13 protein-coding genes are annotated in these 12622 nt (G+C 39.9%); 9 read left to right on the top strand and 4 right to left on the bottom strand.

What is annotated here, in order from left to right; translation table 11 throughout:
• Positions 1-46: 46 nt before the first annotated feature.
• Genes argC through HMPREF9455_RS10250 form a run of 4 tightly spaced genes read left to right on the top strand, consistent with a single transcriptional unit; the run spans position 47 to position 4059 of the window.
• Positions 47-1015, top strand: a complete 969-nt coding sequence (argC, locus tag HMPREF9455_RS10265) for an N-acetyl-gamma-glutamyl-phosphate reductase (RefSeq protein WP_006799616.1) — start codon at positions 47-49, stop codon at positions 1013-1015.
• 11 nt (positions 1016-1026) lie between these two features.
• Positions 1027-1584: a hypothetical protein gene (locus tag HMPREF9455_RS10260; RefSeq protein WP_006799615.1), complete on the top strand. Its 558-nt coding sequence runs from the start codon at positions 1027-1029 to the stop codon at positions 1582-1584.
• 5 nt (positions 1585-1589) lie between these two features.
• A complete protein-coding gene (locus tag HMPREF9455_RS10255; protein ID WP_006799614.1) occupies positions 1590-2936 on the top strand; it encodes a MutS-related protein in 1347 nt (448 codons plus the stop codon).
• 1 nt (position 2937) lies between these two features.
• Complete coding sequence (locus HMPREF9455_RS10250) at positions 2938-4059, top strand: aspartate aminotransferase family protein (RefSeq protein WP_006799613.1); 1122 nt, start codon at positions 2938-2940, stop codon at positions 4057-4059.
• Between the two features lie 31 nt (positions 4060-4090).
• On the opposite strand, the gene HMPREF9455_RS10245 is transcribed toward HMPREF9455_RS10250, so the two are convergent.
• Both HMPREF9455_RS10245 and HMPREF9455_RS10240 read right to left on the bottom strand, forming a co-directional pair.
• Positions 4091-4498 (bottom strand): DUF2752 domain-containing protein, encoded by a 408-nt coding sequence (locus HMPREF9455_RS10245; protein WP_006799612.1) that lies wholly within the window; start codon positions 4496-4498, stop codon positions 4091-4093.
• Between the two features lie 63 nt (positions 4499-4561).
• On the bottom strand, positions 4562-4957 hold the full coding sequence (locus tag HMPREF9455_RS10240) for a CD225/dispanin family protein (RefSeq protein WP_006799611.1): 396 nt from the start codon (positions 4955-4957) through the stop codon (positions 4562-4564).
• 115 nt (positions 4958-5072) lie between these two features.
• Here HMPREF9455_RS10240 and HMPREF9455_RS10235 point away from each other — a divergent pair, with 115 nt between their 5' ends.
• Positions 5073-5822, top strand: coding sequence for a glycoside hydrolase family 25 protein (locus HMPREF9455_RS10235; protein WP_006799610.1), 750 nt, complete (start codon positions 5073-5075; stop codon positions 5820-5822).
• A 6-nt stretch (positions 5823-5828) separates the two neighbouring features.
• Here the strand turns inward: HMPREF9455_RS10235 and HMPREF9455_RS10230 are convergent, their stop codons facing one another.
• Both HMPREF9455_RS10230 and HMPREF9455_RS10225 read right to left on the bottom strand, forming a co-directional pair.
• Entirely contained in the window at positions 5829-7073 is a 1245-nt protein-coding gene (locus tag HMPREF9455_RS10230) for a hypothetical protein (RefSeq protein ID WP_006799609.1), read from the bottom strand.
• Positions 7074-7081: 8 nt separating this feature from the next.
• Positions 7082-8404 carry a hypothetical protein gene (locus tag HMPREF9455_RS10225; protein WP_006799608.1) on the bottom strand — a complete coding sequence of 441 codons (1323 nt, stop codon included), beginning with the start codon at positions 8402-8404 and terminating at the stop codon, positions 7082-7084.
• A 345-nt stretch (positions 8405-8749) separates the two neighbouring features.
• On the opposite strand from HMPREF9455_RS10225, the gene HMPREF9455_RS10220 reads away from it, so the two are divergent.
• From HMPREF9455_RS10220 to HMPREF9455_RS10205, 4 genes are all read left to right on the top strand, one after another.
• Positions 8750-9205 carry a cupin domain-containing protein gene (locus HMPREF9455_RS10220; RefSeq protein WP_006799607.1) on the top strand — a complete coding sequence of 152 codons (456 nt, stop codon included), beginning with the start codon at positions 8750-8752 and terminating at the stop codon, positions 9203-9205.
• Positions 9206-9479: 274 nt separating this feature from the next.
• Positions 9480-10322 carry a prephenate dehydratase gene (locus HMPREF9455_RS10215; protein WP_006799606.1) on the top strand — a complete coding sequence of 281 codons (843 nt, stop codon included), beginning with the start codon at positions 9480-9482 and terminating at the stop codon, positions 10320-10322.
• 36 nt (positions 10323-10358) lie between these two features.
• Positions 10359-11525 (top strand): pyridoxal phosphate-dependent aminotransferase, encoded by a 1167-nt coding sequence (locus tag HMPREF9455_RS10210; protein WP_006799605.1) that lies wholly within the window; start codon positions 10359-10361, stop codon positions 11523-11525.
• 13 nt (positions 11526-11538) lie between these two features.
• A complete protein-coding gene (locus tag HMPREF9455_RS10205) occupies positions 11539-12600 on the top strand; it encodes a bifunctional 3-deoxy-7-phosphoheptulonate synthase/chorismate mutase type II (protein WP_006799604.1) in 1062 nt (353 codons plus the stop codon).
• Positions 12601-12622 lie beyond the last annotated feature (22 nt).

The following is a 12622-nucleotide window of genomic DNA, read 5'->3' as shown; positions in this document are numbered from 1 at the left end:
TCCTTTTACTCTGTGGTTAGTAAAGAGTTTCAATAAAAATAAAACTATGATAAAAGCAGGAATTATAGGGGGAGCCGGCTATACTGCCGGAGAACTGATAAGGATATTGATCAATCATCCACAGGTTGAACTGGTATTTGTAAACAGTACAAGTAACGCGGGTAATAAACTCACGGATGTACATAGCGGATTGTTAGGCGATACGGATATGGACTTTACCGACCAGTTGCCTTACGATAAAATAGACGTTTTATTCTTTTGTACGGCACACGGTGATACAAAGAAGTTTCTGGAAACGAATGAGATCCCCGGACATCTGAAAATTATAGACCTGTCTACCGATTACAGACACAAAGCCGAAGGGAATAAATTCATTTACGGCTTACCGGAACTGAATAAAGAAGAGATACGGAAATCATCTTATATCGCAAATCCCGGGTGTTTTGCCACAGCCATACAGTTAGGCCTGTTACCACTGGCGAAGGCCGGATGGCTGAATACTGAAATCCATGTGAATGCTATCACAGGCTCCACCGGGGCGGGAGTAAAGCCGTCGGCAACCTCCCATTTCAGCTGGCGGGAGAATAATATTTCTGTTTACAAGGCTTTTGAACATCAGCACCTGACAGAGATTCGCCAGTCCTTAACTCAGTTCCAGACCGCTTTTACAGAAGATATTAACTTTATACCTGTTCGTGGAAATTTCACCAGAGGTATATTTGTTTCTACCTATCTGAAATTTGACGGAACGATTGAAGATGCAGCGAAATTATATCAGGATTTTTACAAAGAAAGTCCTTTTGTCGTTGTCTCCGATAAAAATATAGATCTCAAGCAGGTGGTAAATACAAATAAATGTATCTTGCATCTGGAAAAGCACGGAAATAGGTTGCTTATCCTTTCCTGTATAGACAATCTGGTAAAAGGAGCGTCGGGACAGGCAGTACATAATATGAACCTGATATTCGGATTAGAAGAGACAATCGGATTAAAGCTAAAGGCTAGTGCTTTTTAAAGATGTGAATTATGGATTTATATGATAAGATTTTTACAGAATCAAAGAAAAGTAAAAAGCTTTTGTATTTTAAAAAATATACAGGAGAGACTAGTTTTTGCGGATATGTTTTAAGTTTTAATTCGAATACCGTTCAAATACAACATTTTACTCGAAATGGTAAATCTGATGGAGTTGTTACCCTGAGGTATTCAGATATAAATTATATAACTATCGATAATGATTATCTGAAATCGATTCAGTATATTATAGATAATAACGTTCTTATAGATGGTGAACAAAGTAGTACTTTACCCTTAGATTCTTCTTCTAATTGGGTTTTTCATACATTAAATGAATATAAAAAAGACAAATCAACATTGTTAGGAATTGAAGCAAATGGAGACTGGTATGTTGGTTTTGTTAATGATGTGGATGATATTTTCTTTTCTTTTACAGAGATAGATAGAAACGGTTTTGTATTAGATACCAGTATCTATAAATTGGAAGATGTCAGTTCTATTCACATTAATGAATTGGAAAGTAGAAGACGATTGCTGTTATATAATTGGCATAAATCAATAAATTGAATCGTATGAAATTTGAAGTAGACTCCCAAACCCTGAAAGACCTTGAAATTTTTGACACAGTCAAAGACGGTACGTCTGTATTCAGCCTGTTTAATCACACTCAGTGTTATGGTGGCAGGAGGATACTCTATAATTTTTTGTCCAATCCTCTGACCGATCTGGAAAAGATAACCGAACGGACAGACACCATTGCTTTCTTTCAGAAATATTTGCCGGAAGGCCTGAGTGTAGATAAAGATTCGCTTGATTTTACCGAATATTATATCCGGCATGGTGATTATCCGACACGCATCCCTACTTGGTTTACTGCTATGGAGAGGATGATAATGGACAAGGTAAGTACAAATACGGAGTACTATCTTGTAAAGAAAGGGGTTGGTTCTACTGTCGACTTGCTGAAAACAATATATGCTTTCTCCCACGTTTTAGCTGATAAGTTTAAGGAAAATAATTATCCGAAATTGTTGGAAAAGAATAACGAAAAGGTCTTGGAAATATTTTCTTCGGACGACTATGCCGACATCATTAAATTAGGGCGGAAAATACCTTCTTATGAGACATCCCGGCTCGACTATATGTTTCGCTATACTCACAAAAAGGATATTCTTTTCTTTCTTGACCTTATATACGAATATGATGCCTTTCTATCCATTGCAAAAGCGGCGGATAAATACGGATTGTCGTATGCTGAAATGTTTTCGGCCGATGATAACCGGCTGGAGATAGATGGTTTATACCATCCCTTTGTAGAAGCGGCTATTCCGAATGATATGCGCTTTGAAAAGCCTTCGAACCTGTTATTTATATCGGGGCCGAATATGGCAGGGAAATCCACTTTCCTGAAAGCGCTGGGATTGTCCGCATATCTGGCGCATGTGGGATTCCCTGTTCCCGCAAAGAGGATGACTTTGAGTATATTGTCGGGATTGTGTACTACAATTAATATTTCCGACAACCTGAGTTCCGGTTACAGCCATTTTTATGCAGAAGTGATGCGTATCAAGGATGTTGCCCGCCAGTTGAAAACACACCGGAATATGTTGGTGATTTTCGATGAATTATTCAGGGGTACGAATGTGAAAGATGCCTATGACGGGACATTGGCTGTGGTGAATGCATTTACCGAGGTGAAAAGTTCGTTCTTTGTCATATCTTCCCATATTGTAGAAGTGACCAAAGAGCTGGAAGCCAATAAGAATATAGAATTTTCTTATTTCGAGATTCTCGAGCAGGATGGGCATCCTGTGTACACATATAAGCTGAAAGACGGAATTTCGCAGGTCAGGTTAGGAATGTACATTATCCGGAAAGAGAACTTAATAGAAACAATTAAAGAAATAAATAATATATAAAATGAAACTATTCGATGTATTTCCGCTGTTCGACATCAATGTTGTGGAAGGTAAAGGATGTTATGTGTATGACGATAAGGGTAATGAATATTTGGACCTTTACGGAGGCCATGCTGTAATATCGGTGGGGCATACACATCCTTACTATGTGGCCAAACTTACAGAGCAGTTGAATAAACTCGGGTTCTATTCCAATTCTGTAGTGAATAAGCTGCAACAGGAGCTGGCGCAAAAGATGGGAGAACAATGCGGTTACCCCGACTATTTCCTGTTCCTTGTAAACTCAGGTGCAGAAGCAAACGAGAATGCTATAAAACTGGCTTCATTCCATAATGGACGCAAGAAAGTTCTCTCGTTTAAGAAAGCGTTTCACGGACGTACTTCGGTTACCGTTGCCACAACGGATATCCCTGCGTATTCAGCGCCTGTAAATCAGTCGGAGAATGTAGTGTTCGCTCCGTTTAATGATATTGAATTTGTAAAAAAGGAGTTGGCCACAAAAGAATACTGCTCTGTTATTATAGAAGGTATTCAGGGCGTTGCAGGTATCCAGATACCATACGATGATTTTCTGAAAGAGCTTCGCGACGTTTGTACCGAAACAGGAACTATCCTGATTCTGGACGAAATACAATCGGGTTATGGCCGCAGCGGTAAATTTTTCGCCCATCAGTATGCGGAAATACAAGCCGATCTGATAACAGTAGCCAAAGGTATTGGTAACGGTTTCCCGATGTCGGGAGTACTGATTAATCCGATGTTTAAAGCTGTATACGGACAATTGGGAACCACATTCGGGGGTAATCATCTGGCTTGTGCGGCAGCTATTGCTGTACTTGATATAATGAAGGATGAGAAGCTTATAGAGAACGCATATAATGTCGGCGAATTCCTGATGGAGGAATTAAGGAAATTCCCTCAGATAAAAGAAGTACGCGGACGCGGGCTTATGATAGGTATGGAGTTTGAAGAACCTATAAAAGAAAAACGGACGAAGCTTTTATTTGAAGAAAAAGTTTTTACCGGAGCTACAGGTACGCACGTATTTCGTTTACTGCCACCGCTCTGTCTTACAATAGAGCAGGCAAAAGAATTTCTCGAAAGGTTTAAAAAAGTGCTCTGAAATATATAAAAGTGGCCTGGTGCCACTTTTTTTATGGGGGAGGAGCCAGATACATAAATGGCCAGAAAGGGATATTTCTCAGGACGAAAAACAGGATAACTGTAATCAAAAGTGTGTATCCGAACCAGGGTTTGAATACAAAGCTTTTCAGATACTTTTCCTGTCCGAGTATATAAACCCTTACAGCCAGATAGTAGAAGTAAGCCAGAAATGGCCCTGCTACGATAAAGAAAATATTATAGCGCAAAGCCTCCAATATATTGCCATGCAGCAGGAAATGCAAAGCCCGTTGTCCGCCGCATCCGGGACATTCCAGTCCGGTGGCTGCTTTGAATGTACAGGGGGTATTTTCCCCCGCTATATTATAGATCGCATAATAAACGACTATAATAACGATTGGGAATAAAATGGCTGATATAAGGAGTATATACTTTTTCATAAAAAAGGAAAGGTAATTCCATTGAAATTACCTTTCTGTATTATAATGTTTATTTAGTAGCTATTAAGCCCCGTACTGATCCATAATAGTCTGGTATTGCTCCATGATAGCGGAAATACCACCTGCCAATATGATAGAAACAATAATCCAAACAATTGACAGAACAACTGTACCTATGGCTATTAACGACAATAATTTAGCATTCTTAGCCGCGCTCTCTGCTCCGGCATAATCTCCGGCGAAATATTTGGAATCTACCTGAGTGGAGAATACTATGGCGATAATACCAAGGATAAAACCGATACAACTGACATATCCGCAGCAGGTTATCAAACTTACAACTGTAGCTATGATAGCTAAAATCAAATTATTATTTGGTCTTGGTGGTTTAGTCGGGTTTTCCCAACCGTTAGCTTGTTGAGCAGGTTCTTGATAACCTTGGTTGCTAAATTCTGTCATGGTTATGATATTATTATTAAAAAAGTTTGTTAATACTGTTCAAATATATATAAAAATATAACATGCAAAAAGAAAAATTAATCCTAACTTCGTTATTCGGTTTAAATAAGTATCAATGAAAGTAAAAGTTGCCCTGTATTCCCTTATTGTATTGGCCATGATTGTTTTTATCTGTGCCGGGGTATACGTGGCTTTTATGAATGGATATATCCGCTTGAATTATCCGTCTTTCAAAGATTACCCTGTACAAGGGATCGATGTTTCTCACCATCAGCAAGAGATAGACTGGGCCAGGCTGGATAAGGAAAAGGTTCAGTTTGCCTTTATCAAAGCTACAGAAGGAGGTAATCATAAAGATTCCATGTTTCAGCTTAACTGGCGCGAAGCCCGTCAGAATAAGATACTGTCGGGAGCCTATCACTTCTTTACTTTTTGTAAAGACGGAGAGGAGCAAGCCCGGAATTATATACACTACGTTCCTCGTGATAGTATAGATTTACCACCTATTGTCGACCTGGAGTATGGAGGAAACTGTAGCCCCGCAAACCGGAAGGAGGATCTGATCGCTGAAATAGCCAATTACTTTGAAATTATAGAAGATCACTATCAGCGCAAGGTGATTATTTATACTACAAATGAATTCTATAAAAATTACTTGCAACACCAATTCCCGGATAATCCTATCTGGATACGTGATATTATCGCAAAACCCAATTTACCCGATGGCCGTGACTGGCTATTCTGGCAATTCTCGAACCGGGGTCGGATAGAAGGCGTAGATACTCCGGTCGACCTGAATGCCTTCAATGGAAGCCGTGAGGAATTCGAAAAGCTTTTAAATAAAAAGGTTATTATCAGTGAGTAGCTCTTTTTATTTACCATTCCATAATTCCTTAATGACTTCTTCCTGTGAATATCCGAGTGGGCAATCATCACTTTTGGTATTGGCTCTATAGCTTCCTTCCGATTCATTAGGGCAGGTGATCATACGGAAGCCCGGCATTTCTAGATGACCGTCAGGATCATTTTTCTTTATCCATTTGTAGGCATAACGGAGCCACTCATTTCTATATGCTTCCGGCTGGAGTGAAAACCAAGATATCTCATCCCACCCCCATACAAAATGACTTTCCAGATTTGCCACATTGGGCTTTTCTCCCCGCCCGAAATTATCGAATTCTACCAGATACGGGAGGTTATCGCATTTCCATCCGCTTGGAGTGATGCAACCTTTACTTTTGTTGTATATGGCATCCAGATAATTTTCTTCCAATATACCCTCATACGGTTTTTCCGGTATTTCTTTAATCCGTAATGGAAACGAATTGAAATCCAATAAACTTACCCCGTCTTTTATCATATCGCCTTTGGGTACATGTGCATCTATCAGTACCCAGTTGCGGCGAGCATGTCGTTGTGCATAATTCCGTATTTTTTTCAGAATACTTTCCCAGGCTTCTCTCTCGGGATCATTCATTCCTATAAGTTCGACCTGTCCGATATGGAACGCTTCACAACCAAGGTTGATATATGAACCTGCCAGAAAGTAGAACCATAACTGAGTTTCCTGTTTGCTTATATCGGGTACACTACTGCCTTCATGCCAGTGATTAACGAGTTTCCCTTCACTATTCAACATGTTGTCATACGAGAAAAAGCGATCTTCGACCGGAAGATTAAAATCTTTGAATACCCATGTCGGTATCTTCACATTGTTAACATCCTGCGTGATAATCTCAAATATACAAGCCTGAAAAATCATTTCGGGATCAAATGCGTGCATCTCAGTAACAATGGCTTTGGCCCTCGTCCAAAACTCCGGCGAATTTAAAAGGCTTTCACCGCCCCATCGGTAGATGGAACGTCCTATAAATTTAGCCCCAATGTTTTTTACCATCCGTATATCATCCTGATGATAAGGGTATGTGCGTTTGCCCTCTGGTTTATCGGGCATAAGAAAGTATACCATTGTAATTGATCTGTCAAGATAATTACTCAGAACATCTTCCTGTATGCCGTTTTTATCAAAATGATAAGATTTTTTATTATCCTTGGTTTCACAGGAAGAGAAGCTGAATATAATGGAACTTACAATGAATGTTATAAGCAGTTTCATATCTGTATTTATTTATTTTTCGATTCTGGTGTGATTTCTATAGTCTGCCATTGTGATCCCCCTTTAAATCCGACCGGGCCGCTTTCTTTGCGCATTAGTCCGTTCAGACGGAAAAAGTTCTCGAAATGTTTATTCATTATCGCTTCTCCCGAACCCACTGCTATAAGCGTAGGGCCATCCTGATCTGCTCCGTATCCACCTTGCGCCGCTGATTTAATATCAGGTATATAGTTTGGCCATGTACCTTTATACCATGTGTAACCAAAGAGGAATGGAATACTTCCTGCATCCCGCATCTTTTGTTTCCATTCCAACTGAAGTTGTACAAACGGTTCGCCCGGACAAGTAGAAATAGCTATATTGTCATTGAGCAGGATTGTTGAGATATGAACATCAAAAAGAGCATCGGTCATGAATCTTCCTGTAAATTGCAGTGAATCGTTCATATATCTTATGCCGGCCTGTTTGATTGGCGAGGGAGTCAGTGATCCGGTTAGTTTTATAGCCTCATATGCAAGCAGGCTTCCAACCCGTTCTATGGTTCTGTAGTCTGTCTTAAATGAATCGTCCGGACCACTTCTCCTCGAACTGATAATCAATGATTCTATATTTCCGGCGCCACCCTGTACAAACAGGCAAACCGCGTTATTTTCAAAAGCTTCCTCGACTTTTTTACAGGCAACACCCGGAAAATCAGCTGAAATCTCATAATTGCTGCATACTATATCGGCATGACAGGCATAATTCATTACAATTCCCTTTGTATTTCCCTGCATATCTTCCACCTTTATAACTCCCACTTCAGGATCGACAGGGCCAAAAGGAATACGTTCCGGATTTTCAGAAGTATAATGATCGTCCGAAAACCATGATTCCCGCGAATGTCCATCTTCCCTTACTATCAATCGGTTGAACCCCAGTTGAGGGAATTTTCGGTGACCGGCAGCCAGTTTTGCCGGAAACATATTGTCTGTAGCTTTTTTCAATGCTTTGGTTAATTGGCTTATGACAAGAGTTTCGTCGCTTTTCCCGGAAGAATGGGTATGTGATGAAGATAAAAATAATACATCTAAGCCAAACTGTTCTTTACCTATTTTGGCTATCCGGTCACTTGTGTAGATTCCCTGATCAACAGCTATAAAGGCTATTCGTTTATTCCCATCCTGTAACACCAGTACACGGGCATACAATGAGTCGTGCAGTGGTATTTCATGGGGTGATGTAATGTTTACTTTCGATAATCCGGCAGTGATTGTGCCTGATTGTGCAATACTGATCCCCGATAAGGATATACAACAAAAAATAGTCAATAGAAATTTTATTCCGGACATAGAATATCAGATTTAAATCGTTAGTTAAATTAAGATGATGGTTTAAATGTAATTAATTAATTTCCAAATAACTAATTGCCTGATCGGTCTGCCAGTTTAATCAAATATATAGAATACAATATGGTATAGATACTTTTCTTGTCCATATAATGTCCTGTAAATATTTTTGTTATTTATATTCTTGTCGAAAAATTACAATATCTTTTTTTGAAAAATATATCACATTATAAATTAATGATTCTTTAAAAATCATATCTTCGTTTACTTTATAGATAAATAATATTTCAGAAAATAACTGTACGGGACTTTTAATCATCCTGATATGTAGAAATAAAAATAGATTATATGAAAGAAATAAAGCGAATATCAGAAAATGAAAATTACACGGCAATTAATATCGGCCGTTTGGAAGACCTGAATGAATATTCTCTTATCCACCCCAAGAATAAACAGGAGATAACAGGCAAAGTTTTCCTGAAAGAAGCCACAGATGCGACGGGTACCGAAATCTCATTTCAGATGCTACCCCCAAAAACAGATCTTTCCTATTTTCATATCCATAAACAAAATGAAGAGACCTATATCGTATTAAAGGGCTTTGGCGATTTTCAGGTAGATGAGGATTGCTTTCCCATAATGGAAGGCAGTGTGGTGAGAGTGTCACCGGCAGGCAAGAGGTGCCTGCGTAATTCTTCTGATGAAACAATGATTTATATGGTTATTCAGTCGAAGGAAGATTCACTGAATCAGTATAGTTCTGCCGATGGGGAGCGGGTTCTTTACGATCCTAAATGGAAATAGCGGAGGATACGGGGATTTACTTATTTTAAAATTTTTGAAATAAAAAAGACAAAATGTTTGTTTTATTCAAAAAAGTATTACTTTTGTATCCATAATCATAACAAGGTTATTGAAATGAAGAATTTTTCTACATACTTTTTCTTTTTTTACTTTTACTTTTTTAGCAAGGTGAAACAGGATTTTGTATGCGAAAATTGAAAATAAAATAAAACAATCAGATATATAGAATCCTGTCAGGTATGACGGGATTTTTTTTTGACAATAAGCTAAATAAATGAGAAGAGTTGCAATACAAGGAGGACTGGGAGCATATCACGGCATTGCCGCTGAAAATTTCTTTGAAGAAGAGGTCGAAATAGTGCCCTGCATTACATTTCGCGATATCTTTACTGCCATCAAAAAAGAGCCGAATACAATTGGTATTATGGCTATAGAAAATACCATTGCCGGGAGCCTTTTGGGTAATTATGAATTACTGAAAGAAAATAAGCTTCCTATTGCAGGTGAGTTTAAGCAACGTATATCTCATTGCCTGGCAGCGCTTCCCGGACAAACCATCCATGATATAAAGGAAGTGGAATCGCATCCTATCGCGCTGATGCAATGTACTAATTTTCTGGATACATTACCCGGGGTACGCATTATTGAACATGAGGATACAGCTCTGGCAGCGAAAGATGTCGCCGAAAAGCGTTTGCAAGCTACGGCTGCTATATGCAGTGTGAGAGCAGCTGAAATTTATGGACTGAATATACTGGCGAGAGGAATTGAGACGAATAAGCACAATTTTACTCGCTTTCTTATTTTTGGTAATAAATGGATAGTACAGGAGATTCAGCAAAATGAGGTCATAAACAAATCATCTATTGTGTTCACCCTGCCGCATACAGAAGGAAGCCTTTCGAAAGTTTTATCTGTATTTTCTTTCTATGGTATTAGCCTGACCAAGATACAGTCTTTGCCGATTGTTGGCCGGGAGTGGGAATATCAGTTTTATGTAGACCTCAAATTCTCGGATTTGGAACGTTATCACCAATCGCTGGACGCTATCCGTCCCCTGATAAGTGAACTGAAAACACTGGGTGAATACCCGGAAGGCCGTCAGAGCGAACTTTAATTTTGAATTTTTGGAATCTTAAATATTGAAATCAATATGAATATAATCCCCGCCGACCGCCTGAATACAGTACAGGAATACTATTTCTCTACCAAATTGAGAGAAGTAGCGGAAATGAATGCCGCAGGTAAGAATGTGATCAGTCTTGGCATTGGCAGTCCCGACCTGCCTCCTTCCGAAGAGACAGTAAGGGCTCTGAGTGAATCCGCAGCGAAAAATGACGCGCATGGTTATCAGCCACATGTGGGTATTCCTCAGTTGCGTGATGCTTTTGCTACATGGTATAAACGTTGGTATGACGTGACGATTGATTCGGCAAAGGAGATACAGCCGCTAATCGGCTCAAAAGAAGGAATCCTTCATATCTCTCTGGCATTTCTCAATCCTGGAGATGGTGTCTTGGTGCCAAACCCCGGTTATCCTACATATACATCTGTAAGTAAGATGGTGGGCGCGAAGATACATACATACGATCTGGATGAAAATAACAACTGGCAGCCCGATTTTGAAGCATTGGAAAAAATGGATTTATCCGGTGTAAAGCTGATGTGGGTTAATTATCCGAATATGCCTACAGGAGCGAACGGTTCGTTAGGCCTGTTCGAAAAGTTGGTTGCATTTGGGAAAAAGCATGGCATTGTCATCGCCCATGATAATCCGTATAGCCTTATATTGAACGAGAATCCGCTTAGTATCATGCAAGTGGAGGGAGCAAAAGAGATTTGTATAGAGTTGAATTCTATGAGTAAATCGCATAATATGCCCGGATGGCGTATCGGTCTGGTTGTTTCCAATCCGCAGTTTATAGGATGGATACTCAAAGTGCTCAGCAACATCGAAAGCGGCATTCTAAAACCTATGCAAATGGCCACTATTGCAGCATTGAATAATTTGGACGAGTGGCACAGGAAAAATAATATAGAACTATATGCAAACCGCCGTAGATATGCTGCTGCCATAATGGATGAGCTGGACTGCACATATGATGAGAATCAGGTAGGTATGTTTCTTTGGGGAAAAATACCTGCGAAGTATAAAAGCAGCGAGGAACTGGCAGATAAAATCTTATACGATGCCAGAGTATTCCTAACCCCCGGCTTTATATTTGGGAGCAAAGGGGAAAGATATATCCGTATATCGCTATGCTGCAACGAACATATGCTGAAAGAGGCACTGGAAAGAATAAAGAAATTACAATCATAAAAACTCAGATAAAATGGAATTAGAATCAATCTTATTGCCGGGCGTCGACCCGGAACGTCCTTTGGTAATCGCTGGCCCGTGTAGTGCCGAAACAGAGGAGCAAACATTAAATACAGCCCGTCAACTGGCAGCTGATGGTATAAAAATTATGCGTGCCGGTATCTGGAAACCACGTACAAAACCCGGAGGGTTTGAAGGTGTAGGCAGTGAAGGTCTTGCATGGTTGAAAAAAGTGAAGCAGGAAACAGGAATGTATGTCTCAACTGAAGTTGCTACACAGAAGCATGTATATGAAGCATTGAAGTACGGCATAGATATGCTCTGGATAGGAGCCCGCACCACGGCTAACCCATTTGCCGTACAGGAAATTGCAGAAGCTTTGCAAGGTGTGGATATACCTGTACTGGTAAAGAATCCTGTGAATCCCGATTTGGAATTATGGATAGGGGCGCTCGAACGCCTTAGCAATGTAGGGTTGACTAAACTGGGTGCGATCCATCGTGGATTCAGTTCGTATGATAAAAAGATCTACCGTAATCTTCCCCAATGGCATATCCCTATCGAACTGAAACGCCGTTACCCTGATTTGCCTATCATCTGCGACCCAAGCCATATCGGAGGTAAGCGCGATCTGATACAACCTCTTTCGCAACAGGCTATGGACCTGAATTTCGAAGGGTTGATTATTGAAACACATTGCGATCCTGATAATGCATGGAGCGATGCTTCGCAACAGGTAACACCATCGAGATTGAAAGAGATTCTCTCGGTTTTGGTTATCCGTGATGGTAAGCAGTCGACGGAAGACTTGTCGGTATTGCGCAGACAGATAGACGAAATAGACGACCAGTTACTTGAACTATTGGCTAAACGTATGCGTATTTCTTGCGAGATAGGTACTTTCAAGAAGGAACATAATATGACTATCGTGCAGACCGACCGCTATGATGAAATACTAAGCAAGCGTATTTCTCAGGCTGAAGGTATGGGTATGAATCCCGAATTTATGCGTGTGGTTCTGGAAGCGATCCACGAAGAGTCGGTAAGACAGCAAATAGATATTCTGAATAAATAAATATCTGTTTATCAGTGATAAA

This window comes from Dysgonomonas gadei ATCC BAA-286, from assembly GCF_000213555.1.
Lineage (GTDB): Bacteria > Bacteroidota > Bacteroidia > Bacteroidales > Dysgonomonadaceae > Dysgonomonas > Dysgonomonas gadei.
The sequence above is the reverse complement of the archived record's forward strand: the minus strand, read 5'-3'. Positions and strand labels throughout refer to the sequence as shown.